This window comes from Spirosoma foliorum (assembly GCF_014117325.1).
GTDB classification, from domain to species: Bacteria; Bacteroidota; Bacteroidia; order Cytophagales; family Spirosomataceae; genus Spirosoma; species Spirosoma foliorum.
The window spans coordinates 1,894,940-1,920,292 of sequence record NZ_CP059732.1 but is presented as its reverse complement, the minus strand read 5'-3'; the positions used below and the strand labels follow the sequence as shown (position 1 = coordinate 1,920,292).

Genomic DNA, 25,353 nt, shown 5'->3' with positions numbered 1-25,353 from the left:
TCAATACGTTATTTCCCATTTTTTGTCGGTTTTCTCGCCCATGTCCAACACCAGCGTACCGCCATTCATCAGCTCATCGTGGGTAAACGAGAGTGATTTTAACGGCTTGCCGTTTAAGGTGGCTGACTGGATGTACTTATTTCGACGGGATGACTTAGGAGCCAACAGGGTGAATGTCTTGCCGTTAGGCAGGTTGATGCTCACTTTAGTGAATAACGGACTGGTGATGCTGTAACGGGGCAGGCCGGGCGTGGTAGGATAAAAACCCATAGCCGAGAAGACCACAAAGGAGGACATCGAACCACCATCTTCATCCCCCGGAACCCCGAAAATAGTATCCTGGAACCAGGTGTCAAGCAGGAGTCGGGTGTATTTCTGGGTTTTCCAGGGCGAGTTGGTGTAGTTGAAGAGGTAGGGAATGAAGAAGGTCACCTGATTGCCCATCGCAAACTGACCGATCATGCCCGTTTGATCGGGGAATTTTTCCCAGAAAACTGGCTTACTACGGTCGAGGCCTTCTCGGAAAAGCTGATCCAGATTCTCTTCCAGTTTCTCAGGCCCGCCCATCAGCTCTGTAAATCCTTTAATGTCCTGCTGAACATTCCAGCGGTAGCTCCAGCCGTTATTCTCATTGTAATAATCGTTACCGGCATGCCCACCATCGAATTTTGGGTCAATCTCTATGAAGTTTCCCTGGGCATCTTTCGGCAGGAAAAATCCGGTTTTAGCGTGCCAGACGTTCTTATAATTCTGGGCTCGGGGCGCATACTTTTTATACACATCCTGGTTCCCCAGTTCTTTACCGAATTCACTCAATGCCCAACTATCGTAGCTGTTTCCTAATGTAATAGCAACAGCCGATCGACGTTGACCATTGCCATGTAGTTTAGCAACAGAATCGGTTTCAACTTCGCCAGGATGGAGTGCTGGATAATAGCCTTTTGCGTAGTAGAAATCGTCCAGAGCGCCTTTCGGGTCGTTTCGGTGCGGAAGCATGGTTCGTTTATCGGCGCTTTTCACCATGCCTTCCAGGGCGGTTTTCGTATCGAAATCACGGATTCCTTTGCGGTATGCATCCAGAAAAACTACCATCGATTTGAAGCCGAACATACCCGCCCGATCACCAAAGAATTTAGGATACTCTGGTATCCAGCCACTTTCCAGATACATCCGAACATACGTCTGGAGGATATCGGCTTCCGCCTTAGGATCAAGGATGGAGCGCAATGGGTGGAGAGCCAGGTAGTTACCCCAGGTATAATCGTCGGTGTAAAAAGGTCGCGTATCCTGGTGAACCTTCTTATCGTAGCCACTGAAGTATTTCCCCTCTTCCGACATGTTCACCATGCGGGCGTAACAACGATACAGAGCCGTATAAAAACTACGTTTCTGCGCGTCGGTGCCGCCTTCTACCTGCACCTGACCGATGGTTTTTGCCCAGGCGGCTTTGCCTTTCTCTTTAAGCTGATCGAACGTGACGTTGGTCAGTTCTTTTTCGAAGTTTTTCTTAGCCTGTTCGGGGCTGATAAACGAAATGGCGTAGCGAAATTCCTGCACAGGTGCATCCGATTCCGCATAACTGAAATACGCCCGTTCACCATCTACCTTTTTATGCTTTTGAGGAGGACCCAAAACTGTGTATCGACCCCAATCTTTTTCGCCCTGCTTCTTTCCACTTTCTGGTTTGCCCGACACCTTTCCATACACATAGGCAACGCCTTTTTGCTGGTGATTAGCATCGTCCACAAACTCTACACCTGTCAGGGTATTGCCATCCGTTAGGTCATACTTTCCTTTCGCGTAATAGTGCGAAAGGAGCAGGTTCTTCTTAGCCCCCGCCGGAAAAGTAAATCGGTAGATGCCCGTTTTTTCGCCAGCGGTGTATTCCGTCAATATGTTATCATCGGTCAGTTTCACGGAATAGTACCAGGGTTGTGTCACTTCCAGATCATGATCGTAGGTCAATCGTCTGTACCAACCCGTATCCGCCAAAACGCCAGCATAAGGCTTGATGGCGAAAATAACCTGTGGCGTAATGATATTCAGGGAAGACATTGGAAAATCGGTGATCTGCATATCCAGGTGATCCTGGCGTTTCGGAAACATCCGCACCAGTTGATTAGGCACCTGCACAATAGGCCGATTGGTGTTGTAGAACGGAGCCACATTCCCAATTGTTGGATCAATGTAATTCAGCCCAGTTACCGACTTTGCAGAAGAAGGATTCCTTTTTTGCTGACCAAAACCAATTTGTATTCCAGTTAGCGATAGGAGAATCGAGAAAATAAGTAAGCTATTAATTTTCATAATTGATGACAGAAAGGCTCAAGCGAATTAGTTTGTCTATGAATACCCCCAACCTCCTTAAGGAGTTTTTGCTCAACATGGAAATGAATACTCTTTAAGGGGTTGAGTGTATTTTATCAGGCAAGGGCAAATTCCCGTCAATTATACCCTGGATTTTGAGCCAATACGGATGGGTTATTGATTATTTGTATTTCGACCAGCGGAATTGGGAAAAGCGCATTAAACGCCTTAAAGCCAAGTGGCCCCATTACACTCGCCAGCCGATCTGTACGGGCCAGATCAAACCAGCGCACGCCTTCCATCGATAACTCATATATCCGTTCGTCGTAGATTTTGGTACGTAGCTGATCTTTTGTCAGGCCACTGAACGTAGGCATCTTGGCTCGGGTACGCACTTGATTTAAGTAGGTCAGCGCGACATCTATTTTGCCATTTTCGTTCAGCGCTTCGGCGTACATCAATAAGACATCAGCATAGCGAATCACCTTCCAGTTTGCTTTACTATCATTCAGTGAATTGGTGATAGCCAGGTACTTTTTGGTGAATGTCGCAATCTGTAAAAAGCCCTGAAAAACGCCGTTGTTATCCGTATAACCCTTAGCCACCGTGACGTCCCGTCTTGGATCGCTTGGGTCAAACGAGTCGAACAAAGCGAGCGTTGGCGTATTTTGCTCACCAGCTCCCCCTTTAATCCCGTAGAAAGTTTCCGCTAGAGAGTTGGCTGATTTTGGCAAAAACTTATTGGAGAAACCACTGCCCGCCCCGAGGTTACCATCCTGATACTCAATATCGAAGATATACTCACTGTGGTGTTCATCTTTGGTATAATCGAACAGGTCTTTGTAATTGGGAAGCAGTGAATAGCCCAGGGTCGTCACTTCCTGAAACTTGGCTTCTGCTTTTACAAAATCCTTCCGAGTCATGTATACCCGACCTAAAATCGCTTTAGCGGCTCCTTTCGTGGCTCGGCCTACATCTACACCTGTATATTTTGCTGGTAATTTTGCTTCGGCTTCCAGTAAATCCTTGATAATGACTTCATCATAAATCTTATCTACCTTTTCCCGCACTTTGGTGTAGCCTTCCTCAATAGTTGTCGGCTTGAGGTTTAAGGGAACATCACCATAGATACGCACCAGATCGAAATACGCCAAAGCCCGCAAAAACTTGGCTTCACCTACATGACGATCTTTATTCGTAACAACGGCAGCATCGGCGGCTTCTATTTTCGACAAAATAAGATTCGCACGGTTAATGGCACTGTAATAATTCCGCCAGGTGGAGATCATTAACGCGGCATCACTATTCATATTGAATTTATCCACCGAAATCAAAAAGGCGTCATTCCCAAGTGCGTGCCACGAATCATCGGCCCGCAGATCGCCGAATATCCAGAAATCCTGGTACTGGTTACGCAGCATACTATATACACCAACTACCGCATCCTGAAAATCTTTATCCGTTTTATAAACAGCTTCAACACTTACGGTAGATACCGGATTTAATTCAATAAAGCTCTTCTGGCATGACATGGTAAGCATGGAGACGAAGAGGATAAGGCAGGCTATTTTTTTCATGTTCGTAGTTTTTACGGAATGCCTTCGTTTAAAATCCCACATTTAAACCAATGAGTAAGCTCTTGGGCAATGGATAATCGTTAGCCTCTACGCCGGGCGTCAACGGATTGTCAGTTGTACTGACATCCGGGTTAAACGCTGTGTTTTTCGTGAAAATAAATGGGTTCGATGCATTTGCATAAATCCGAAGCGAGTTGAGCCCAAGTTTCCGCACAATGGTTCCGGGCAACACGTACGCTAGGGATATGTTGTTGACTCTGAGGTAGCTTCCTGTATCCAGGAATAGCTGGCTAGGCAACCGAACGCCACCCGTAGGTGTATCGTTGGGCCGGGGAGTTTTTCCATCACCGGGATCCTGCTCCGATTTCCAGTAGTTATTGCTGAACGCATAGCCTCTTACACGGGCGCGGCCGCTATTGCCTCCTCCTCGCGATGTATTGTAAACCTGGCTTCCCTGCGATCCCTGAAGCGTAAAGCTCAGGCTTATATTTTTATAGCTGACACGGTTCGTTACACCATAATAAAAATCAGGATAGGGCGAACCCATGATCGTTTTATCCGCATTCGTAATAACGCCATCGCCGTTGATATCCACGAATCGAATGTCGCCCACGTGAGAGCGATCACTGCCGGTTGGGTTATAAAACGGACCCTTGTCCAGCTCTGCCTGGGTTTTGAAAATGCCATCGGTCAACCAGCCGTAAAACATCCCGATAGGCTGGCCAATCTGGGTGACGTTGTTGCCCGAATAAATAGGGTCTCCCTGCGGCCCCAATCTCACTACTTTGTTCCGATAGGTCGACAGGTTGAAATCCGTTGACCATTTAATTTGCCGGTCAACATTTACAGTGCTTAGCACAAATTCCCAACCTGTATTTCGTACTTCACCAATGTTCTGTAAAGCCGTACTGAAACCGGTATTGTTGGGAATATTTACGTTCAGCAACAGATCCGTATTCTTGGATTGGAAATGGTCGATAGACGCGCTGATTCTGTTGTTAAAGAAGCTGGCATCGACCCCAAAGTTTATGGACGTTTGTTTCTCCCAGGTTAAGGACGGATTGCCGATGCGTCCGGGTGCAATAGCTGTCGCAACCGAATTACCCAGACCGTAATTTTCATAGGTAATGGTTCCGTACTGGTCGTAATTGCCTATGTTATTATTGCCGGTCTCCCCGTAGCTGGTCCGAAGTTTCAGTTCGTTGAGGGCACGTATATTTTTCAGGAAATCTTCGTCCGAAATACGCCAGGCCAGGGCTACTGAAGGAAATATGCCATATTTATTTTCGGTTCCAAAGCGAGACGATCCATCGGTACGAATGGAGGTAGTTACGTAGTATTTACTATTGTAATTGTAATTAACCCGTGCCAGATACGACAGCAACGACCACTCATAAATGCTTGACGTACCATTCGTGATCAGGCCACCAACTGCACTCAAAGTAGGTACTAAATTATTAGGAAACTTATTGCTGCTCAACAGGTTGGACTCGCCCCGTTCTTTCTGAACAGTGTAACCCGCCAAGGCAGAAATAGAATGTTTATTAAAGCTTTTGGTGTAATTCAGCGTGTACTCGGTGAGCCAGTTAGTAATCAGCGATGCATTGTCAGTACCTAATGCCAGTTCATTGGCAAAATAAATACGTTGCGGTCTGAAATACATGCCCTTTCCACTTATAAGGCTTCCTCCTATCAACACGTTGAATTTCAAACCATCCATGATTTGATAGTCGAGGTTGATGTTCCCCAGCAAACGAAGGCCCTTCTGAGAAGTAATGGTTTCCTGCGCCACGGCCAGTGGATTATAAATGTCAGCCATGTCAGCTAAACCCGCGTAGTTGAAGTAGTTGCCATTAGCATCTAATAAAGGCCGAAAATTATGAATCTGCAATGTAGACGCAACGATACCGAGCGTACTGGCCGTACCACCACTGACACCAGTTGAAGGGAGCGAACGCTGATCTGTATACGACGGATTGAAATTCAGTTTGAGCGTTAGTCGTTTCGAAAGCTGGGCATCAATATTGGTTCGTAACGAATACCGTTTGAAACCACTGTTGATGATAATCCCATCCTGATTGAAATACTCACCACTTACGGCATAGCGTATGTTTTCGGAACCTCCCGTGGCTGCTAATTGAATCTGACGCTGAGGTGCGGTAATCAATACTTTATCCAGTGAGTTTTCATCGGTCGTGTTCCGGCCTTCAATAACATCCATGATAATAGCGGGAACGGGTGTGAACCAGGCTGTTGGCGGTCCGGTCACGTCTTTACCTGCATCCAGATTTTTATTCCGCATGCCATCATAGTAGAACTGAGCCTGTTGGAGCGAATTCTTCATGATAGGCACTTTGGATACTTTCTGCCAGCCGTAATATGTGTCCAGGGTAATGTTGGCTTTACCCGACTTACCGCGTTTGGTATTGATAATAACGACCCCATTCGAGCCACGCGAACCATAGATAGCCGTTGCGGAGGCATCTTTCAAAATGTCCAGCGTTTCTATATCATTTGGGTTCAAGGTCTGTATGTTATCGGTTGGAAAGCCATCGACAACATACAACGGGCCAGCGCCTGCCGAAATACTACCGATACCACGAACCCGAATTTGTGGGGCAGCACCAGGTTCACCCGAAACGGCTTTCACCTGAACACCCGCCACCCGACCGGCCAACCCCTGTTCAATACGGGTTACGCCTAAATCTTTTACTTCCTTGCTGCTTATAACACCCACCGACCCCGTCAAATCCTTTTTCTTGACAGTTCCGTATCCGACAACAACAATCTCATCGAGTGTTTTATTATCTGTTTTAAGTGTTACGTCCACAACGGTTCGATTGCCAACAGTCACTTCCTGAGGCAGATACCCCACAAAGCTAAAGATCAGGATAGCTGCTGAGCTAGGCACATCCAGTTTATAAATCCCCTCCGCATCGGTGGTTGTTCCTTTCTGAGTACCTTTTACCACAATGCTTACACCGGGCAACCCTTCGCCCTTTTCATCGATTACTTTTCCCTGAACCGGCATATCGGCTGGTGCAGGCACATGCATTTCAGGCGAATTGTAGGCTTGTAAAGAAGTCCGATTTAGTGGAGTGGTTGGTAGGGTCTCGATACCTTCGGAGCCACCTGGGGAAGCCTGATTAATCGCGTTTTGATTCTTTCGGCTTTTCACAATTACGTAGACACCTTCCCGTATTTTTTTAAAGCGAAGGTCGTGCGGATAAAGGATTTTCGTCAAATTCTCTTCCAGCGTTGCCGTTGTTTCAATGATAGATGAATTCACGGATTGATTGACCAACCGATCTTCGAATAAAATATCGACATGATAACGGGCTTTAAATTGAATCAGGACGTCGCGCAGGGAAAGATTCGTTGTCGTGGGTACAGTTTGTGTACTCACTGCCGCAATTCTTGTGCTGGCTAATAATTGGGCAGGTGCCTGATAGCACACAAACAGCAATATACTGTTCAATAATACTTTACGAGTTACCCGTAAAAAGTATCTCATGGTTTAACGGGATTTAGAGGGTATGAATTAGTCTTTGAAAACAATTTTATTATCCTGGCGTGTCAAGTTTATATCGAATAGTTCTGTGATCATTTCAAGAACCTCATCGGCGTTACTAGCGCGAAAAGAGCCTGTGGCCGTCCGATTGGCCAGTTCAGGATCTTTTATCTCGACCTGAAATCCGTAATTTTCCTGTAGTATAGAGGCAATCTCGTTTAGGGAGGTTCTTTCTAACGTAAACCGCTGGTGTTTCCAGGCCGACTGGACTTCCGGATTAGCCGTATGGGCCCGGGTTAATTTGCCTGCGTTATCCATAGTTACCAGATCACCAGGTTTCATAATTATAGATGGCGCTTTGGGTGTCTGGCTCATTTGCAAGGCAACTTTGCCTGTACGAAGGGTAATCTGCGATCGTCGCTGGCGGGCAAAAACCGTAAATTGGGTGCCTAATACGGTCACCTGTAAGCCTTTAGGCGTAACAACCACAAAGCGCTGATGCAGAGGAGAATGCTGCACCTGAAAGTCAGCTTCGCCGGTTAGTTCAACAGTACGTGTTCCATCGCCGAAACCAAAACGCGGAAACCGGATCGAGGAATTCGCATTCAACGTAACCAGCGATCCATCAGTTAACTTAACCTGCTGTGTTTGTCCGTACCCAACCTGAATTGTCTTATAAACAATACTGTCCTTCAGGCCAAAAATGGTGGCCCCGAGTAGCGTAATCAGTGCAATAGAAGCCACCAGTTTATACGTATAACTCGACCACCAACTGTTATTGGTAGATACCGATAAAAACGGCTGACTTTCGGGCGTTTCCTGATTCACCAGTTCCTTTGTTCGAGCGAAGGCATCCTGCCAGGAAGTGGGTGCCTGTAAATGGGTTAACTCCCATTCATGCAGCCATTGATAATAGTACTCCTGATTAGCCTTATCCTGTAACCAGGCCTCAATTACTTTCTTTTGAAGCGGTGTAGAATGACCGGAGAAATAGTCAAATAATAGATTTTTTATGATAATATCTTCCATACGATAAGCAATCATTTATAAGGTTGACAGTGAAGGTGTGTTTTACCCTTAGTTAACTAACCAGAAAAAGAAGACCTATCACGAGAACAGCCTTTCGTAGATCGCTTAATGCACGGGCCATATGAGCCTCTACCGTCTTCAGAGCCAGACCGAGTTCTGTAGCGATTTCTTGGTTCTTCTTTCCTTCAAACCGACTCAGTAGAAAAACGCGCTGACATTGAGGAGGCAGGTTATGAATACTTTGCTCGATTCGTTGAAATAGCTCATCATACTCAATAAGTTGCTGCGGGCTTTCAGAGCCGGGCATATGCTCTGAAAATTCAGAGGAAGTCATACTCCGTTCCTCTTTGAGTTCGTATCGGATATAGGTGTAGGCTCGGTTACGAACGGCCGCATATAAATAAGAACGGTAGGTTCCTTCGATGGAATTAAAACTGTTGCTCTTCCAGAAATCATGAAAGACCTCGCAGACAATATCCTCAGCCTTCTCCTTTGTATAGACAAAGCGAATCGCATGGCTATAAAGAGCCTGATAATAGCTACGAAAGAGGGCTTCAAAACCTTTGTTTGTCGACTCCGCAAAGGCTAATCTGACCAGATGTTCGTTGTCTACAACTACTGATTGTCTATCATCATGTCTGAGAAAACTCCCTTTGTTGAAAGAAGTCTCTGAAATAGATTGATTTTCTATTGAGCGCATTGGCTAAAGGGAGTATTTACTAGGATGACATAGTTTTACGAATTTACCCTTAGTCAGAAGTAAAAAATATTTAAAAAAAACTTCACGAAGTTATATTTTGAAGTTACACAGTAAGCGTGTTTGACAGGAGACTGTTCCATTCAATAAGTTGAATTCTGCCAAATTACTTTGGATAAAGTTGACCTCTGAGGGCAAATTGATGGCAATGAGTTGGTCCTGAAAATTCGTACACGAAACTTTTTAAACTTCGTGTAAGATGGCATAGATTCAATTTCACGATGAAACTGATCTACAACTGCGAAGATGACATGACTTAGGGCATCATAGTCCGATGTATACTGCTACGTATCTGTCTGCGTTGGAGGCCAATAAAAACTTGATCGGGTTCAATGTGAAATGAGGTGGTGGTACACCAGAGCATGCAATCCATCCCAATCAGTTCCCGGCTGGAGCCGTTGATAACTGCCTGGCTGAAGGCTGGGAGATTCCTTCCAATAGTACTAGTGTAGCCTTCTGGGCTTTTCGCTTCAACTCTAATGCAGCTTACTGATTTTAAAATGTCGCGTCGCTTCGGCGGTTCGATCTAATTCAGCCTGTTTGAGTTCCTTTTTCAGCCGCGCTATTTCTTGTTGTTCCTGGCTTATCTGAGTTCGGCTGACGGCTGGGGAGCCTTGAGCAACTATTCGTTCACTCCGCCACCGGGTCAGAATTTGTGGGGTTATTCCCAACTCTTCAACAGTCGCTTTTAGCGATCCTTTTGCCACTGATAGCTCCACCGCCATCTTTTTGAATTCTTCCGGGGCCGCCCGTGCGGTCATACTGTCTCCTGGTTTTCATTGTTCACTAAGTTAGATGATGCTTAACTTAATGTCCAGTCAAATGTAGCAACTCCAGTATTTTGAGATTTTGGCTTTTAGCATACCAAGCTGGTGTTATTTTTATAGCTGTACAACCTAAGCAATAGCATACGCAATATAAGTGTCCCTCGACTCCAGCCAAAAAGGAGGTCGATTCTCCTCTCTTCTGCATGAGTCTATTTCTATAAAAAATACAATAGACAGAATTAACAAAGGCCATTTATCTACTCTTAGTAAGTGAATTAATCCTAGAGCTGTATTGTTTTTTTTATAGAACAGCAGCCGAAATTCCCCTGTTGTTTTACGCTACATGTTTGAGATGTTTGTCGGTGATGTGGTCTTTTATTGCACTGCCAACCAGACGCTAGCCAAAGACCGGATTAAAGCCATTTGTAGTACGAAAGTAAAGGGTAAAAGCAAGCACGTCTATACCCTTTACAATGGGTTGAGTAAGCTGGAGGATGAGTTATTTTTGAGCCTCAAGCGGGCAAAAAATCATTTTGAGCGAAGTAACATTACTCTTGAGATACCTAAAGAGTTGGATACCGACTAGTCATCTGCCCCACCTGAAAGCGATTCGTGTGGGGCTTTCATTTGACAGCAAAAAGTACTGGGAAATAAGACTCGCGCTCCTTTTATTCATGTTAAAACGCGATTATATTAACCAACTTCTTATCGTTTTGCGAGCTTGTTATGGGTTATTATTCGCTGCTGGTTTGATTTAAAGCGTGCATCATCGACCGCAGATAAAGTGGCGTGCTTGGTTTGTCGACCCTGTACCCGTGAGCGCCACCTTCGCCACGAAGAGGGCTTTAACTGGGTACGCATCAGTTCAATAACCATTTGCTCCGATAAGCCAAATTGAGATTGGATAGCCTCAAATGGAGTTCGGTCTTCCCAAGCCATTTCAACAATACGGTCTAGATCGGTTTCTGTTAAAAGGGGAATGAGTCGGTTTGTTTTCATAATTAGTCAATGCGTTGGATACTTGATTGTTAGGGCTCATTTTAGTGAGCCCAACTCTTGTAGTTAATCTCAATATACCAGTGCGTCAGAGCGTTCTGCCTTTATTTCAAGCTTCCCATCCCCCCATCAACCCCGATTATTTGCCCCGTAATCCAGCTTGCCTGGTCGGAGAGCAGATAAGCCGCCATACTGGCAATGTCGTCGGGAGTACCGAAGCGGCCCAGCGGGTGCCGTTTGTTGGCAGCCTCCCGTTTTTCGCCGTTGCTCAGCAGCGTCTGCGCCAATGGGGTATCGGTAAGGGAGGGGGCTACTGCGTTGACCCGAATAGAAACAGGAGCAAACTCGGCTGCCAGTGATTTAGTCATCCCTTCTACCGCTGACTTAGCGATGGAGACAGACGAATGCAGCCCCATTCCTAGTTTAGCAGCCACCGTACTGAACAACACGATGCTGCTGCCTTTAGCCTGTTTCAGCGCCAGATAGGCTGTATGAACAGCAGCCACAGCGCCTAATACATTGATGTTTAGATCCCGACGATAGTCATCAATGGTGAGTCGATGGAATGGTTTCAGATTGATGGTGCCTGGACAATATACTAGTCCATGCAGCACACTGGGAAGTTGATTGAGCGCGTCGGTTGCAGGTACCTGGGTGACGTCCCAACTCATATGCGTCGAGGTAATTCCCTGAGGTGGCTGTCGTCCCGCTGTAAATAAAGTTACTCCCTGGGTTTGGAGTTGTTTGGCAAGAGCGTAACCGATTCCCGAACTGGCTCCAATAATGAGCATATTTTTTCCATTCATACCTATAGTAGCTTAGCATCATCTAGGTGACTGGTTGTTTAATGAGAAAGTTTAAGCCAAAGTCTAAAAACAGAGTTAAAAGGAGCCTTATGTAAGATTAGGAGAGGAACTGTTGAGCCCATGACGAGTTGGTTGCTTTTTCATATACATGGCAATAAAGGACCAAACGGCCCCGTATCTGCCTGACTTTGAAGCGGCCCAGTAACTAAATAGAGAAATTACAAACTTGGGGCCTGCCCTAGCTCACTTTTCGCCCTCAGCGTTCCGCCAGCTTCTGGGGAACAATCGTATAACAGCTCATTGCGGGTTGAGAGCCAGGCTAAGGCACGACTTGTCGAAGGTAACCTGTTATTCTTGGTCGGTCAACGATTTACCGGTAAACATGTAGTACAAGTCCGACTCGGATAGTTTAGAGAAAGACCCCGTAGCGCCCTGATGCACCGGTGCGACCTGATAGAGGGGATTGTCGACTGAGTCGGTCGACAGCTTCTGGATGGCGTACGTGCGCATCTGGTCAGCGCCGATGGTTAGATCGATCTCGAACAGCAGGGGCTCTTCGGTGATAATGGTTAGGCGGCTCACACACGCATTGGCGTTGGCCATAACGGGCGTCTGCTCTCGGTAAGCCGTGGACAGATAGCGAAGGATCGGGCTTTGGTTTTCCATGGTGGGCCAATATACGCAGTAAAATCTTGGGCGGGTAGCAAACCAGGGAGTTGAATCTAAAATCTAGTGGTTTATGAAGAGCATTTTGTGATAGAATTTTACTTTGCTCTTTTAGACGAACCGATCGCGGTTGAGATTAAAACAAGATTTCACCAACTTATAAGCCGTTTTCCAGTTGAGTAGGCAGAGTTGATCAACTTTGTGCACGACTATGCCTATAAATAAAGAAAAAAGAATTCTTGTTGTTGGCGCCAGCATCGCTGGCCCTACGCTGGCGTTCTGGTTGACTCAATATGGTTTTCTCGTTACCGTTGTCGAACGGGCACCGGCCCTGCGCTTGGGTGGGCAGAACATCGACGTCAATGGGCCGGCCCGGAAGATAGTCCAAAAAATGGGCATCGAGGCTGCTATACTGGCCCAAAATACTACTGAAGTCGGTTTGCAGATTATTGGGCAGGATGGTGAGGTGGCCGGTGAGTTCCCCAAAGAGGCATCACTCACCGGAACCCGTGAACTAGAAATTCTGCGGGGCGACTTGGTTAGAATTCTGTATGATTGCTCGAAAAAGCACGTCGATTACCGCTTCGGCGATTCGATAACCGCCCTGGAGCAGCACCCCGACGAAGTATCCGTAATGTTCGCCAGCGGCAAAACCGAAACGTTTCAGCTGGTCATTGCAGCCGATGGGGTTCGGTCGAAGACCCGAAAGCTTATGTTTGGCGACGAACCCCAGTTCAAATCGCTGGGCCTCTACATCGCCTACATGACCATCCCCAGGCAGGAAAATGACAACGACTGGTGGCGCTGGTACACCGCCGTCGACCGCCGAGTGCTTATGCTCCGCCCCGACAATAAGGGTACTATCCGGGCGTCGGTGGCTTTTCTGGAAGACAACCGTGCAACCCACGAGAAACGCCCGACCGAAGAGCAGAAAAGCGTATTGAAGACCAAACTGGCCGGTGCGGGTTGGGAAGCCGACCGCATCCGTCAGGCCATCGACGGAACGGATGACCTGTATTTTGACGAAGTCGGGCAGATTAAAGCTCCGCGCTGGTCAACCGGGCGAGTGGCGATGATTGGTGACGCAGCGTATTGCCCCACGCCCATCAGTGGAAAAGGCACGACCCTGGCCCTCGTGGGAGCTTACGTTCTTGCCGGTGAACTGTCACGGCACAAGCGGCACGAGGACGCCTTTGCGGCCTATGAAAAGCTGATGCGCCCTTACGTAGAGGAGGTGCAGAAACTGCCGCCAGGCACCCCCAGACTGGTATACCCGGAAACGAAATTCGGCGTGTCGGTGCTTAATAGGGTGGCAGGGATTATGGCCAGCAAACCGGTTCAGAAGATGGTTGGTCTGTTTAGTTCTGACCCTGCTGAAGAAGAAAACAAAGGCATTGACCTGCCTGACTACCAGTAACGGTAGATTGCTGGTAGTCAGGCAGGTCGGGTGTTGGTGCTTGCTGCTCTCCCTTGTTGGCCTATTTCTGCTTAAGCAAGAGACGGCGTTTCCTCTCAGGTGGAAGAGTTTTGCAAGACATTGAATATTTGGCCGATCCAATTAGTAGCATCTGCAGCTAAAAGTCTGCTGAAGGCAGATTATGAACTTGTTAAACCTATGACCATTTACTCAATTTAACCTGTTTTTGGAAGGGAGATAGCACTATTTTTAGCCCATGACAACTTCCAATGCGCCCTGTCCAGCTGATTTTTTTGGTGTTCAGCCTGAGAATTTTGCCACCTGTTTTGCTTACTGGACAGCCAAACACTACTGGCCTGAGACCCTGTGGGCCGGCAATACTGTTGCAGGTTCCTTCCAGAAGGGCAGTGAGCGCCCCGTTTATATGTATATGACCCGCGATCAATTCCAGCAACGGTTCAATGCATTTTACCCGAAAGGGCTATGGCCCCACCAGATCAGCACCGTGGGCGGAGGAGTCATACCCAAAACTAAGTATTTCCTAGATCTCATTCCAGTGGACGTTACCTCCAGCCCCGTTCCCCTTTTGTTTACCTGCATTTGGAAGCCGGTCAACGGGCCCGCCGAGTCAGAGGTACTGTCGGTGTCTGACTTTACTAGTAAGAACCAGGTGATGGCCGATGGGGGCTATGTGCTGCATGATCTGTGCGCCTATTCGGAAGACCTTAGTGGCGCTGGCATTCGGCTGGCTGCTACCTGGACTAAACGACCGCATGGTGCTTTTACCCAGTTCGTCAACATGAATCATGACCAGGCGAAGGCCAAGTTTAATGAATTAGTTCCCAAAGGCTACCAAATCACTCGTTTCTGTGGATACGAGGCCGATGATCGTTTCTATTATGCCGCCATCTATGAGCAGTTGGCGGGGGAGTGGTATCATTTTTTCGATATGAGTGCGGCTCAATTTCAGGCTAAATACAATGAACTGGCCCCCCGCCAACTCCCTCTCCGGCACGTCTGCCACTACGGAGACTTGTATTCTGCAGTCTGGGGCCATATTGTGTGACCAACAGGCTGACTCACCTAAATAAGCTACCAAAAAAATTGAGCAGCTTTCTTAATCAGCTTAAGGGCTTGGGAGTCTCGTTTTTTGTCTTTCTGAATAGATGCCATTCGGCAGTACGTGTTACTTCCTTCACTTAGAGAATATCTTTCCTCCGAGTCGTATAGCAAGGGACATGAACTGCAGTTTGTGATGCCAGCTTGGCTCATACTGTGTACTGGCTAACCGCGCCTTATCCCGGCCATGCCTCCTGTTTATAGTATCCGTGACCTGCGATAACTTGGTTAGCCTCTTAGTCTGGACATTCAAAGAAACAAGCAGCCTGCTGATGCGTACTTGGCACTAATGCAGCTAGTATACTCCCCTTTTGAACAGCAGATTCTTACAGGCTCCATGGTCTCATAGGAGCGTTTGGCGGGACATTGATTTTTTACTAGCTGTCTAATTCGGCTAGTCGACTACTAGTACTGTTCCAATTTAGATTCTAGCGATTCTCGGGTTCGCCCGCGCGGTTTATTCTAATTGATGGTTTAGCTATTAATTATTAGTAGAATGTCCGCAATAGAATCCGATAGAATCTAGTTTGGTAAAGTACTAGTTTATCTCAATTACGTCATTCATCCCTAGAAAAAGCCTCTCTTATCGGTTCTATTGCTATTCCTTGCCTTTTGTCATGGTCAACACCTGTCTCGATTTTATCGTCTTTGAAGGCCGTATTCCAACCAGAAGTTGGCTCTAATATAGGTGTATGGCATGCGATTTACGCAGTGAATTTGGGTATCGTTCAATTAGGGACTCTTCGAGAAGACGACCAAACCCAGCTAGGTTCAGGGTGAACCCAATACCAGGGTATTTTGAGAATTAAAAAAATAGGGGTTACAAATCAGAAACAATCATTTCTAGTGTTGTCTAAAGATTAAACTGTCGGGTATAGCTTATGTAATTTTACTCGGGCATCTTTGGTGGTAAACTGCCAGTTCGCCTTCGCTTGTTTGGCATTTCTGTTTGCTTGCCAGGCGGTAATTTCTGCTACCAGCAACTCTTTGGTCGCAATGTGCCGATTCAGGCAATCACGCTGTAAGATGGACAACTCAATCTCAGCCATGTCAAGCCAACTGCCATGCTTGGGGGTATAGACAAACTCCAATCGATCCAGATACGCTTTGGCTTTCTCGGCCCCAAAAACTGTATAAAATGCACTGGGTTTATGGGCACTCAGATTATCTCCAACCACCGTCATTTTTACACAGTCTGTATAAGGGCCGTCCAATAAATTGGCTAGCACACCCACCCACGTAATGGCCTTGTGATCGTCTTTGACTTCGACAAACCGTTGCCCTGCCAAGGGTTCAAAGGCCATATAAATCTCGCCTACGCCCCGCCGGATGTATTCGGAATCTTGGATGCGTGTGCCGTCGGCGGAACGATATTGCTTGATTTCGATTAGTTGTTTGGGTGATTCGTCCACACAAACAACGGGAAACCGCTCATCATAAGGTCGCTCATAAACAGCTAAAACCTGTTCCATATAGTACACAAAATCGGCACTTTGCTTGGGCGGAATCACCCATCCCTTGACCCGCCAGGGCTTAAGTTGGTTTTTTTTAACACCGTTGCCACACTCGTGTGAGAAAGCGTTTCAACTACTTGGAGTTCGACCAGTCGATCCGCAATAGCCTGTAATTTCCAGCGGCTTTCACCGACTGGTGGTTCGCTACAGGCAATGGCAATCAAGTGAGCTTCCACTTCCCCCGTCAGCTTTTTGTCGGAACGGGGCTGGCGGGGCTTTGGATCAAAGACCGCCATGCCCTGCTCACAAAATTCTTTGCGAATCCGCTCAACACTGCGTGTGGAGAGATGATAGGTGGCGGCAATCGTAGTTTGGCTCTGGCGTTCGACAGCCTCGTCACTGGCCAAAAGCACCTGTGCTTTTTGGATGAGTTTAGCGGCTGTTTTGCCTTTTTGGACTTTAGCCAGTAATTCTGTACGTTCGGTGGCCGTTAGAGTCAGTCGATGCTTAGTCATGGAAGATGAGTTACAGCATCAAAAATACAAAAAGCCGCCAGACTACTCTTTAAGTAACACTAGTGATAACCCCTGTGAACTAGGCTTTCTAATTAGTACATAGCTGATTAGTATAGAATCCGTTGCCCTTTCGGAATGGTTGCAATATGGTTCAGCTTACCCTGTCTAAAGTCCTGATAAAGTCGACGAATGTCCTCCTGCGTATCGCCAATGAAGGGCCCATGGGATACAATTTCATCCCCCTGCCGTTCGCCAGCATAAAGAATGATGCGACTGCCCGTTTCACCAGCGGTTAATCTAAGTTCGCTCAGGACGTCATCATCCGCGAATCGGTCAAGCCAGCCCACCTGATCATGCGTTAACGGTTTCTTTGCGTCGCCAACTTCCACACTCCCGTCAAGCGCATACAAAAAGGCGGTGTAATGTGCAGGGATGTATTGTACGGTAGATGTATGAGGTGCCAACCGGATATCAGCCAGAATCAGGGGCGTATAATTCTGAACAGGCGACGTTACACCCGCCAAAGAGCCGCTGTAGACTTTGATGTCTATAGACCCATCGGTGACTTTGGGCACATGGTTTAAGGGCATATCCTGCACCCGTGGTGTTGCCCAGCGGTCTTTCTTAGGCAGCGTCAACCATAATTGTAAGAGTCGCATAGTCGCTTCCCGCTCGATAGTTTCGGTATGAATCACGCCACTCCCGGCCGTCATTAGTTGTAAATCGCCCCCACTCATGCGGTAAGCCTCGTCGCCCATTTCGCCTTCCAGCAATAAGGAAACTGTTTCAAAACCGGCGTGGGGGTGTGGGCCACCGGCTGGCTGTTCATCCCGTTTTTCGAGCCGATCATCCATCAAGACGATAAACGGATCGCTCTCCGAAAAGTCAACCTGAATAAGGGGGCTGGCCAGGTGACCCGCTCCCAAAAATCCCTGCTGGATCTGGGGTGTATATGTTTTTGCAAGATTTCGTTGAATGCTCATACCACTACCTGGTTAATAAAAGGTCAATGATTGCGTTCCCTTTTCTTTTGCAAATTTACTACATTTGCTATACTTTAGTAAGTAGTATACTAGAGTATAGTACTATACTCTAGTATAGCGACAATCTCAAAAAGAAAAGCAACCAGCATAGTACAAATCGATAGTCTATGGAGTCAACCAACTTACTACCTGAGGAATGTGGCCGTACGTTGCGCCCAATCCGAGATGCCCTAGATGTATTAAATGGGAAGTGGAAGTTGCCTATAATCGTGGCCCTTACTTTCGGAGAGAAGCGGTTTGGGGAAATCGCCAAAGAAGTTCACGGGATCACGGATCGAATGCTCTCCAAAGAATTACGGGATCTGGAGTTGAACGGGTTGGTCAAGCGAACTCTGTATGACACCTATCCAGCTAAGGTGACTTACACCTTAACTGCTCATAGCCAAACGCTACATGAAGTAATTGAATCCTTACGCAAATGGGGAGAGTTACACCGGAAAAAGATGATCTCAGGCGATAAATGAAAGACAGGAAATAAACTCTTATTTAGCTTTACCGTCCCTAAAAACGCCCGTTTCCAAGAGTAGACAAATGAAAGATTAGCCGTCTCATTGAGGAGAGTTTAAAGATATTATTAGCTCAGGAGTACTAGCCTATTGTTTCGTACTTTAGCTACCACAACGTCAGAAGATACAACAGTTTAGGCAACCTATTAACCTTTATTATCTTTGCTGCACTCTCTAAGCACGCTGTGAAGCTTCATCTATGCTAAACGCAAATATGTACCTTGAGTCCGTAGATACGACCACAGCACCCCAGACCACCCTACTCGCTATAGCTCGACATGATCAACTCATACATGCCGAGCGAGTTCCAGAAGATCCTCCTCTTAATCAGCTGGCACAGCTAGCTATGTTGCGCTATAAGAAAAGCAACTTCGAGAAACGTTATTTCTTGCTGTGGCATCAAAATCAAGTGGTGGCAAGCGCCACAATGGATGTGCCACTGGACCAGAATAGGCATTGGGCTTCGGTTTATCTAAGTGTGCTTCCTGCTTACCGTCGTCGTCATTTAGGCAAGCGGTTGATGGCTCAAATCGCAGCCTACGCGCAACAGAAGGGGTGTGATCAGCTGGTTACCAATGCTAGCAGCCGGTTACCAGTTGGAGAAACCGTGCTACGCCACGTAGGCGCGCACCTCACAAAGCAACAGCAGTTCATTCAACTCGATTTGAGTCAAATGGAGCCCACTTTACTGACCAACTGGATCCAGGAATGCCAGAACTTGGATTACCACCTGTGGCAGCATCAAGGGGCTTATCCTATCGACCGTTTAGCGGAGATCGCCTATCTGCGCAACATCATTAATACTGGCCTCACAGATGAGCGTGCTATCCACGACTGGCAGGCGACATCAGAATCAATTCAGGACGAAGATGATCTATTGAGCAAGAGCGAAAAACAGCGCTTAACGACTTTCCTTGAGCATAAATCAAGCCGACAACTCGTGGGATTAACTGAGTTGTATTGGGATACCCAACGAGCGAGTTTATTAGTTCAGCAGGCTACGTCCGTGCGCACTGAGCATCGTGGTCACTCATTAGGTCGCTGGATGAAGGCCGCTAATCTACAGGCGATCTTGACTCTAAATAGTGAGGCACAGTACGTACGAGCGGGGAATACGCCAGACAATATAGGTATGCTACGCATCAACCAGGTCTTGGGCTTCACCTCTTGGATGACCCATACCGACTGGCAGATTGATACGAGCCACCTACAGACTTATTTAAGGCTAAATGATAACTAAGAATCCTTAAACATATATATGTCAATAGGCCTGTAGACTTTGCTTTAGGGTCCTGCGTCAACCTAATTTCAGTGGTTGTTGCAAAAGGCCAGAAGTAATTAGAAATGCACCAAAAAGAACCATTTTTTTGTGGCAAAGTCCGCAGAATCAAACTCATTTACGGGGATGATTTATTTCGTAAATGAGTTTGATTCTGCGGACTTTATGTTAGCCAACGTACAAAACTTCAGGTTAAGTACCGTTCCAATAAACACCCAATTAAAGGAGCAAATTCATAGCACCTAGGAGCGATATGTAAGTCCTCCCGAATTTTGTGATTAGCTACTCAAAATTCGGGAGGACTTATAGTTATCGAAGGGTATGTCGAATAGTTCGGGCAGAAGGCTATTCGTTGATAGCTACCAATCGGCTCATATCCTGAGGTTTCTGAGTGCCCAGCGTTACCGTGTGCTGAGTGATGTTCTTGCCGTCTGTGATGCTCAATTGATAAGCCCCGTCAGGTAAGTCACTCATATCGAGTTGCATGCGAACGGTGGTTTCTTGTTTACCCACCCGTTTAACAAAAACCATTTGTCCACTGCCATCGGCCAGCCGAATCTGAAGGGAATGACCCGTTTGCTTATCCAGAGCAATCTGCAATTTCCCCGCTTTGTTGGTATAGATGCCACTTTGGAAAGCAGGGCTTGGTTGAGCGCTGGCAGGAGCTTGAGCGAACGTAGTATAGGCAGTGGCCATCATCAGGGCGATAGCAATGAGCAGGGGGTTGATTAGCGTTTTCATGACCTTATGTATTTGTATTTGTGTTTCGTTTTTGAATAGGTCAAAGGTCGGGTGGTTTTGGGGAAGGCATTATCTCAAATGAGTCAATTACTAGCACTTTTGAGATAAGGCGGCTCGTCGAGCTATTGAGTCAATTACTAGCACTTTTGAGATAAGGCGGCTCGTCGAGCTATATGGATAGGCCAATTACGAAGACCGATTGGGAAAAGGTAGGGCTACTACAATGCGTGTGGCTAAAGCGTTAAAGGGAGTGGTAGAGCGTATCACCCGTAAATAACCCAGCTATTGACCTCTTGATGGGTAGCAAATTTAAAGCTATGGCTACTAGTTCAATAGACGCTTTTTATAAGATTTTGTAATATGATCCTAACAAATCAGGAATGAATACTACAGCTTTTTTTACTATATACCCATGCAAACGGCCGTTCACTCGTGTTCAAAAACGCCTATCCTCGTTCAGTATAGAATAACATCCTGCGTACCGAACGGTCTATTTGCTGGCACACATTGCAGTGTACTCTCGCTGGCTCGTATCGCCAGAATCGTCGCGTCGATGACATCATCTGGTTTAACATCTTTCCGTTTCGTCATCTTTAATGTGTTGGCAATCACCTGAGGGTATCTATCGGCATACCGGGCAATGATTTCCAGCCTGTCTGTTGCTCCTTCAAGAGTTGATTTTCTCGACAGCAAGGGTTGCCTCTGATTGAGGTAGTAAAAGCTAAGCTCTGGATGGGCTTCGCGCAAGGGATAGGTCGGATGATCCCTCATAAACCGATTCGCTTCCTTTATTTTTCCGCATATATTCCAGGTTTGTTTTGACACGCCTTTGCCGATGTGAAGCCTATTGAGACGGTTTGCTTCCGCGTACGTGGTTGCGTATACGGCCCCCCAGTGTGGCGTAAAAAAAATAGAAGCTCGCTTTTTTACCCCCAGCAACGCTTGTGCCGCGACTTCGCAGCTACGATAGGTAGTATCAGCAAAGTGAAGCGGTATATCGATTAAGCATAGCTTAGGGGGGATAGCTGGTAGCTCATCTAAGTTTTGTATAATGCCATGATGCAGCCTAGTTTCTTGGTCAATACTGGCAACCAGCCAGCCAGCCCGGCACCCATCTATTCCTACATACATAGCTATCTAAATTTTATTCCTTACTAGATTGACTTAGCTAAGGCGTCAGTTGTTTTAGATCGGTCACCAAAACCAGCGTTTATGTAAGACAGTGATTTTTTAATATTTGTCCAATGTAATCCGTCGCATACGCAGGTTATAAAACTTAATCTTTATGATAGGTTTACTGAATGTCATAAATCCTTCTTTTTCGAACGGCTTCGCTTAATCAAGTTATTGGTTTTCATAACTATAAAATTTGAGTTTACTTCGTAGCGAATTTACAGTACTGATTACACGGCCAGCGCTACCAAATTCAACCTTCGGTACGCGCGCGTAATGATTAGTTGACGAATGATCAACAAATAGAATGGACACCCCGTTGAAGTTGCTCGTCGTGGAGGACGACATGATTATTGCCGCCACCATTGCCCTGCAACTCAGCAAGCTCGGCTATGAGGTGAGCGGGATTGTACCTAAGGGCGAAGAAGCCATCCTACACGCTGAAACCAACCGACCTGACCTGATTCTGCTCGATATTAGTCTCAAAGGCTCACTCGACGGTATCGACACGGCCCATGCGATCCATCAGCGGTGGAATATCCCGATTATTTACGTCACGGCCAATACTGACGAGGCCACCTTTGCGCGGGCAAAAAAAACGCATCCCTACGCCTACATCTCCAAGCCGATCCGGGCCATTGAGCTACAACGGGCTATCGAACTGGCCACCAGCCGCCTGGCCGACGAGCCTCCCACCTCTTTCAACCCTACCCCCGACGCTCCCTTTGTTCTCAGTGACCGGATTTTTGTGCGGCACCGCGAAAAGATCGTCAAAATTTTCATCGCCGATATTCTCTATGTGGAAGCCGACCGCAACTATTGCCACCTCTACACGGCCGACAAAGAATACCTGCTGACAACGACCCTGAAGGTGATGGAAGACAAACTCCCGGCCAACTTTTTTGTGCGGGTGCACCGCTCCTACCTGGCAAATCTGACGCAGGTCGATGAGGTAGGCGAAGGCCATATCGGAATCGGGGGTAAAACGATTCCGCTCAGCCACCTTCTGCGCGAGGCACTACTGAAACGAATCCAGACCATTTGAGGCCGCCGGGCGAAACCGGAATTACCGTTCACACATCCGGTAAGAAAATACCCCCTTTCGGACAGTAAAAGAATACGCTCGTCCGGGTGCACTAGGTTGGAAAATACGCTGGCGATAGTTTAGATCCGTTATCAGCCAAATCGCTTTGCCGGGCTGATTGGGCCGCTCCGTTTCTGACTACATCTAAACTATGTTTAACCATGCCGTTCCCGTTTACCACTATTCGTTCACCGGCTGTTTTTGCTTCACGTGCATCCTGCCAGCTGCCATCTTACAGGTTTACAGAGGCCTGGCGTGGCTACGATTACCGCTTATACGAACCACCGCATCAGGCTAATTTATACGCGCGGTTCCAAACGGAAACCCCTCATCTGGGGAATAGAATCGAGAACTGGTCACGTCCTGCCCGATTTGACGTATTCGGCCGCGACCTAATTACATCTTCCTCCTTAACCAAGTCTGTCCACACCCCCATCACCGGGCTATAAACGGCTCGGTGGTTTACACCCATAACGTTATGCAAACGGTAGGCATCCTTGGCGGAGCTGGCTTCATTGGCAGCTACGTCACCCAAAAATTTCTGAACGAGGGCTATGCCGTGAAAGTATCGGCTTCTGACCCGACAAATGCCGAAAAGTACGCTCACCTGAACACCCTCAACAGGGCCGAAAACCTGATGCTGGTGACCTGCGATGTACGCGATGTGGCTGCGCTTGAATCCTTTATGCAGGGCTGCGCGATTGTGGTACACGGCGGCACACCTTTTCAACTGGCGGTAGAAGACCCGCAACGTGACCTGCTGGACCCCACCATCCGGGGTACAGAAAATTTTCTGGCCATAGCCAATCGAACTGAGGGACTCAAACGTGTGGTGTTCATCGCGTCGGTGGCTTCCTATAATACTTCGTTTCCGATGCCTCATCCTAACCATCCCGCCGGTCAGGTGTTTTCCGAAGCCGATACGCCCTGGTTCAGTGCGGAGGACCATCCCTACGGACAAGCCAAGTTTCTGGCCGACCAGGTCGTAAGGAAATTCATCGAGGCAAACCCGGATTTACCCTTCGAGATTACTACCGTTTCACCCGTTTTTGTCATGGGCAATAGCTTGTCGCCCCGCGCCGATTCAACGTCTATGGGTATGCAATATCTGTTCAAGCACAAGATTGCCCCCAACCCATTTGTTGAAATGCTTTACGCTAATGATGTAGCGTTTTCGGTGGTGGATGTGCGGGACGTGGCCGAGGCCGTTTTTCAGGCAGCTACCCGGTCGGGCTTGCATGGCAAAAACTACCTCCTTTCGAGCGAAAGTTACCGCATCTCCGATCTGTCGCTCATGCTGAACCAGCAACCGCCCGCAGCCGAAGCCGCACTTGTATACAGCAACACCCTGGCGACCAATGACCTCGGCGTAGCGTTCAGGCCGGCGCAGGAAACGCTACAGCAGGCTGTGTAGCATTGCTGGCTCAGAAATTCACCCAATCAATCCAAATAACCATACAAACCCATGAAAACCAGTAACCTATATCACGTCATGGCCCGGCTGTTGACGCTGCTGCTCCTCCCGGCCTTCGCAGCCACCACCCTCGCTCAGGGCCTCAACCCCGAAGCTGTTGCCTTGACCAAAACCTACCAGACAGCCTACAATAAAGGCGACCGGCCCACGCTGATGACCCTTTTTGCTGACAATGTGGGCTGGGTAAACCCCGATGGCAGTGTAACGCCCGGTTCTAAAGCCGATGTTGAAGCCGACTATGTACGCGATTTCGGCGAAACGGCCGGGTCGTATATGGACTTTACGGTGGTCAGCACCGAGGCACAGCCCGATGGCAAGGTAAAAATCGGCACGACCGTCAGCGGCTACGATTTTGTGCGGAAAACCGGCGCGAAGCTCAACCCCACAGCGGGCATCTATGAGATGCTGATCGGCAAGGTTGGCGGACAGTGGAAAATCAGTCAGGTCAAGTGGAGTATGAACACGGTGGGGCTTGAGATGCGCGACCTGATGAAGCGGTTTCAGGATGCCTTCAACCGCGAGGAGGCAGCGACCCTGAAAACGATGTTCACCGCCGATGCCGTGCGGACGGCTACGGACGGCACCACCACAAAAGGGGCTGCAATAATTGACTTTTACACACAGGGATTTGTCGATGCCGACGTGACCAACGTCGTTTCGCTGGCCAATGTTAGCCCGCAATTCGATGGCAGCGTAATTTTCACGGGAACCTATCGGCTAACGGGGCGGTCGGCAAAAGGAGACCGGATCGTGAGGGAGGGGGCTTATAGCAACACTGCGGTCAAAGAGAACGGGCAGTGGAAGATCAGCCGCAACACACAATCCAAACTCGTCAAAGCGATGGTCTGTCATAAAGTGGCCGACTATGCCGCCTGGAAAAAAGGCTTCGATCTGTTTTATAACGAACGAATGCTGGCGGGCGAACTAAGTGCCGAAGTCAGTACGCTGGCCGACGACCCCAACACGGTTTGTATCATCAGCGAGTGGGCCTCGCCCGACGCACCGAAGGCTTTTTTTGCCCGCCCGGATTTGGCGGAAACGATGCGAAAAGACGGTGTCATTGGTAAGCCTACCATGCTGATTATGAACAAGAAATAACCGACCCTATCCCCACCACACTCTCCCGGTTTGT

The 25,353-nt window shown here is 47.7% G+C and carries 23 protein-coding genes and 1 pseudogene; 9 read left to right on the top strand and 15 right to left on the bottom strand.

The window, feature by feature from the left end:
• From H3H32_RS07755 to H3H32_RS07735, 5 genes are all read right to left on the bottom strand, one after another.
• On the bottom strand, window positions 1-2,307 hold the full coding sequence (locus H3H32_RS07755) for a GH92 family glycosyl hydrolase (RefSeq protein ID WP_182462157.1): 2,307 nt from the start codon (window positions 2,305-2,307) through the stop codon (window positions 1-3).
• Window positions 2,308-2,444: 137 nt separating this feature from the next.
• Complete coding sequence (locus H3H32_RS07750; protein ID WP_182462156.1) at window positions 2,445-3,884, bottom strand: RagB/SusD family nutrient uptake outer membrane protein; 1,440 nt, start codon at window positions 3,882-3,884, stop codon at window positions 2,445-2,447.
• Between the two features lie 28 nt (window positions 3,885-3,912).
• Window positions 3,913-7,398, bottom strand: coding sequence for a SusC/RagA family TonB-linked outer membrane protein (locus H3H32_RS07745; protein ID WP_182462155.1), 3,486 nt, complete (start codon window positions 7,396-7,398; stop codon window positions 3,913-3,915).
• A 27-nt stretch (window positions 7,399-7,425) separates the two neighbouring features.
• Complete coding sequence (locus H3H32_RS07740; protein WP_182462154.1) at window positions 7,426-8,439, bottom strand: FecR family protein; 1,014 nt, start codon at window positions 8,437-8,439, stop codon at window positions 7,426-7,428.
• Window positions 8,440-8,476: 37 nt separating this feature from the next.
• Window positions 8,477-9,124: an RNA polymerase sigma-70 factor gene (locus H3H32_RS07735; protein ID WP_182462153.1), complete on the bottom strand. Its 648-nt coding sequence runs from the start codon at window positions 9,122-9,124 to the stop codon at window positions 8,477-8,479.
• Window positions 9,125-9,402: 278 nt separating this feature from the next.
• Here H3H32_RS07735 and H3H32_RS38145 point away from each other — a divergent pair.
• A pseudogene (locus H3H32_RS38145) lies at window positions 9,403-9,668 on the top strand (xanthine dehydrogenase family protein molybdopterin-binding subunit); the annotation flags it as partial.
• Here H3H32_RS38145 and H3H32_RS07730 read toward each other — a convergent pair.
• On the bottom strand, window positions 9,658-9,942 hold the full coding sequence (locus H3H32_RS07730; protein ID WP_182462152.1) for a transposase: 285 nt from the start codon (window positions 9,940-9,942) through the stop codon (window positions 9,658-9,660). The pseudogene H3H32_RS38145 and the gene H3H32_RS07730 sit on opposite strands and share 11 nt — an antisense overlap.
• Before the next feature lie 349 nt (window positions 9,943-10,291).
• On the opposite strand from H3H32_RS07730, the gene H3H32_RS07725 reads away from it, so the two are divergent.
• The gene (locus H3H32_RS07725; protein ID WP_182462151.1) at window positions 10,292-10,534 is read left to right on the top strand and encodes a hypothetical protein; all 243 of its coding nucleotides are present in this window, start codon (window positions 10,292-10,294) and stop codon (window positions 10,532-10,534) included.
• A gap of 119 nt (window positions 10,535-10,653) precedes the next feature.
• Here H3H32_RS07725 and H3H32_RS07720 read toward each other — a convergent pair whose 3' ends face one another.
• The 3 genes from H3H32_RS07720 to H3H32_RS07710 all read right to left on the bottom strand — a co-directional run bounded on the left by H3H32_RS07720 (window position 10,654) and on the right by H3H32_RS07710 (window position 12,416).
• On the bottom strand, window positions 10,654-10,947 hold the full coding sequence (locus H3H32_RS07720; protein WP_182462150.1) for a TIGR03643 family protein: 294 nt from the start codon (window positions 10,945-10,947) through the stop codon (window positions 10,654-10,656).
• Window positions 10,948-11,048: 101 nt separating this feature from the next.
• Window positions 11,049-11,750 (bottom strand): SDR family NAD(P)-dependent oxidoreductase, encoded by a 702-nt coding sequence (locus H3H32_RS07715; RefSeq protein WP_182462149.1) that lies wholly within the window; start codon window positions 11,748-11,750, stop codon window positions 11,049-11,051.
• A gap of 348 nt (window positions 11,751-12,098) precedes the next feature.
• On the bottom strand, window positions 12,099-12,416 hold the full coding sequence (locus tag H3H32_RS07710) for a hypothetical protein (protein WP_182462148.1): 318 nt from the start codon (window positions 12,414-12,416) through the stop codon (window positions 12,099-12,101).
• Between the two features lie 211 nt (window positions 12,417-12,627).
• Here H3H32_RS07710 and H3H32_RS07705 point away from each other — a divergent pair, with 211 nt between their 5' ends.
• Together H3H32_RS07705 and H3H32_RS07700 are read left to right on the top strand one after the other, a co-directional pair.
• A complete protein-coding gene (locus tag H3H32_RS07705; RefSeq protein ID WP_182462147.1) occupies window positions 12,628-13,833 on the top strand; it encodes an FAD-dependent monooxygenase in 1,206 nt (401 codons plus the stop codon).
• A gap of 256 nt (window positions 13,834-14,089) precedes the next feature.
• Window positions 14,090-14,899 (top strand): hypothetical protein, encoded by an 810-nt coding sequence (locus H3H32_RS07700; RefSeq protein ID WP_182462146.1) that lies wholly within the window; start codon window positions 14,090-14,092, stop codon window positions 14,897-14,899.
• A gap of 129 nt (window positions 14,900-15,028) precedes the next feature.
• Here the strand turns inward: H3H32_RS07700 and H3H32_RS38140 are convergent, their stop codons facing one another.
• From H3H32_RS38140 to H3H32_RS07685, 4 genes are all read right to left on the bottom strand, one after another.
• The gene (locus tag H3H32_RS38140; protein WP_182462145.1) at window positions 15,029-15,205 is read right to left on the bottom strand and encodes a DUF4113 domain-containing protein; all 177 of its coding nucleotides are present in this window, start codon (window positions 15,203-15,205) and stop codon (window positions 15,029-15,031) included.
• A gap of 607 nt (window positions 15,206-15,812) precedes the next feature.
• Window positions 15,813-16,463: an IS630 family transposase gene (locus tag H3H32_RS37090; protein ID WP_220472671.1), complete on the bottom strand. Its 651-nt coding sequence runs from the start codon at window positions 16,461-16,463 to the stop codon at window positions 15,813-15,815.
• Complete coding sequence (locus H3H32_RS37085) at window positions 16,460-16,921, bottom strand: helix-turn-helix domain-containing protein (RefSeq protein ID WP_220472550.1); 462 nt, start codon at window positions 16,919-16,921, stop codon at window positions 16,460-16,462. The genes H3H32_RS37090 and H3H32_RS37085 overlap by 4 nt, the downstream gene beginning before the upstream one ends.
• Window positions 16,922-17,028: 107 nt before the next feature.
• A complete protein-coding gene (locus H3H32_RS07685; RefSeq protein WP_182462144.1) occupies window positions 17,029-17,904 on the bottom strand; it encodes a pirin family protein in 876 nt (291 codons plus the stop codon).
• A gap of 167 nt (window positions 17,905-18,071) precedes the next feature.
• Between H3H32_RS07685 and H3H32_RS07680 the strand changes: the two genes are divergently transcribed.
• Both H3H32_RS07680 and H3H32_RS07675 read left to right on the top strand, forming a co-directional pair.
• Window positions 18,072-18,428, top strand: coding sequence for a winged helix-turn-helix transcriptional regulator (locus H3H32_RS07680; RefSeq protein ID WP_182462143.1), 357 nt, complete (start codon window positions 18,072-18,074; stop codon window positions 18,426-18,428).
• Window positions 18,429-18,669: 241 nt separating this feature from the next.
• The gene (locus tag H3H32_RS07675; protein WP_220472611.1) at window positions 18,670-19,710 is read left to right on the top strand and encodes a GNAT family N-acetyltransferase; all 1,041 of its coding nucleotides are present in this window, start codon (window positions 18,670-18,672) and stop codon (window positions 19,708-19,710) included.
• 384 nt (window positions 19,711-20,094) lie between these two features.
• On the opposite strand, the gene H3H32_RS07670 is transcribed toward H3H32_RS07675, so the two are convergent.
• Complete coding sequence (locus H3H32_RS07670) at window positions 20,095-20,490, bottom strand: T9SS type A sorting domain-containing protein (RefSeq protein ID WP_182462141.1); 396 nt, start codon at window positions 20,488-20,490, stop codon at window positions 20,095-20,097.
• A gap of 456 nt (window positions 20,491-20,946) precedes the next feature.
• The gene (locus H3H32_RS07665) at window positions 20,947-21,621 is read right to left on the bottom strand and encodes a DUF429 domain-containing protein (protein ID WP_182462140.1); all 675 of its coding nucleotides are present in this window, start codon (window positions 21,619-21,621) and stop codon (window positions 20,947-20,949) included.
• A gap of 349 nt (window positions 21,622-21,970) precedes the next feature.
• Between H3H32_RS07665 and H3H32_RS07660 the strand changes: the two genes are divergently transcribed.
• The 3 genes from H3H32_RS07660 (at window position 21,971) to H3H32_RS07650 (ending at window position 25,319) form a co-directional block, all read left to right on the top strand.
• The gene (locus H3H32_RS07660) at window positions 21,971-22,708 is read left to right on the top strand and encodes a LytR/AlgR family response regulator transcription factor (protein WP_182462139.1); all 738 of its coding nucleotides are present in this window, start codon (window positions 21,971-21,973) and stop codon (window positions 22,706-22,708) included.
• A 517-nt stretch (window positions 22,709-23,225) separates the two neighbouring features.
• Window positions 23,226-24,161: an NAD-dependent epimerase/dehydratase family protein gene (locus tag H3H32_RS07655; RefSeq protein ID WP_182462138.1), complete on the top strand. Its 936-nt coding sequence runs from the start codon at window positions 23,226-23,228 to the stop codon at window positions 24,159-24,161.
• Between the two features lie 51 nt (window positions 24,162-24,212).
• Complete coding sequence (locus tag H3H32_RS07650; protein ID WP_182462137.1) at window positions 24,213-25,319, top strand: nuclear transport factor 2 family protein; 1,107 nt, start codon at window positions 24,213-24,215, stop codon at window positions 25,317-25,319.
• The last annotated feature ends 34 nt before the right edge of the window (window positions 25,320-25,353 follow it).

What these genes read in the sequence shown, in the direction of transcription:
- H3H32_RS07755 (WP_182462157.1), bottom strand. Translation starts at nt 2,307, where the DNA reads ATGAAAATTAATAGCTTACTTATTTTCTCGATTCTCCTATCGCTAACT.
- H3H32_RS07750 (WP_182462156.1), bottom strand. Translation starts at nt 3,884, where the DNA reads ATGAAAAAAATAGCCTGCCTTATCCTCTTCGTCTCCATGCTTACCATG.
- H3H32_RS07745 (WP_182462155.1), bottom strand. Translation starts at nt 7,398, where the DNA reads ATGAGATACTTTTTACGGGTAACTCGTAAAGTATTATTGAACAGTATA.
- H3H32_RS07740 (WP_182462154.1), bottom strand. Translation starts at nt 8,439, where the DNA reads ATGATTGCTTATCGTATGGAAGATATTATCATAAAAAATCTATTATTT.
- H3H32_RS07735 (WP_182462153.1), bottom strand. Translation starts at nt 9,124, where the DNA reads ATGCGCTCAATAGAAAATCAATCTATTTCAGAGACTTCTTTCAACAAA.
- H3H32_RS07730 (WP_182462152.1), bottom strand. Translation starts at nt 9,942, where the DNA reads ATGACCGCACGGGCGGCCCCGGAAGAATTCAAAAAGATGGCGGTGGAG.
- H3H32_RS07725 (WP_182462151.1), top strand. Translation starts at nt 10,292, where the DNA reads ATGTTTGAGATGTTTGTCGGTGATGTGGTCTTTTATTGCACTGCCAAC.
- H3H32_RS07720 (WP_182462150.1), bottom strand. Translation starts at nt 10,947, where the DNA reads ATGAAAACAAACCGACTCATTCCCCTTTTAACAGAAACCGATCTAGAC.
- H3H32_RS07715 (WP_182462149.1), bottom strand. Translation starts at nt 11,750, where the DNA reads ATGAATGGAAAAAATATGCTCATTATTGGAGCCAGTTCGGGAATCGGT.
- H3H32_RS07710 (WP_182462148.1), bottom strand. Translation starts at nt 12,416, where the DNA reads ATGGAAAACCAAAGCCCGATCCTTCGCTATCTGTCCACGGCTTACCGA.
- H3H32_RS07705 (WP_182462147.1), top strand. Translation starts at nt 12,628, where the DNA reads ATGCCTATAAATAAAGAAAAAAGAATTCTTGTTGTTGGCGCCAGCATC.
- H3H32_RS07700 (WP_182462146.1), top strand. Translation starts at nt 14,090, where the DNA reads ATGACAACTTCCAATGCGCCCTGTCCAGCTGATTTTTTTGGTGTTCAG.
- H3H32_RS37085 (WP_220472550.1), bottom strand. Translation starts at nt 16,921, where the DNA reads ATGACTAAGCATCGACTGACTCTAACGGCCACCGAACGTACAGAATTA.
- H3H32_RS07685 (WP_182462144.1), bottom strand. Translation starts at nt 17,904, where the DNA reads ATGAGCATTCAACGAAATCTTGCAAAAACATATACACCCCAGATCCAG.
- H3H32_RS07680 (WP_182462143.1), top strand. Translation starts at nt 18,072, where the DNA reads ATGGAGTCAACCAACTTACTACCTGAGGAATGTGGCCGTACGTTGCGC.
- H3H32_RS07675 (WP_220472611.1), top strand. Translation starts at nt 18,670, where the DNA reads ATGCTAAACGCAAATATGTACCTTGAGTCCGTAGATACGACCACAGCA.
- H3H32_RS07670 (WP_182462141.1), bottom strand. Translation starts at nt 20,490, where the DNA reads ATGAAAACGCTAATCAACCCCCTGCTCATTGCTATCGCCCTGATGATG.
- H3H32_RS07665 (WP_182462140.1), bottom strand. Translation starts at nt 21,621, where the DNA reads ATGTATGTAGGAATAGATGGGTGCCGGGCTGGCTGGCTGGTTGCCAGT.
- H3H32_RS07660 (WP_182462139.1), top strand. Translation starts at nt 21,971, where the DNA reads ATGGACACCCCGTTGAAGTTGCTCGTCGTGGAGGACGACATGATTATT.
- H3H32_RS07655 (WP_182462138.1), top strand. Translation starts at nt 23,226, where the DNA reads ATGCAAACGGTAGGCATCCTTGGCGGAGCTGGCTTCATTGGCAGCTAC.
- H3H32_RS07650 (WP_182462137.1), top strand. Translation starts at nt 24,213, where the DNA reads ATGAAAACCAGTAACCTATATCACGTCATGGCCCGGCTGTTGACGCTG.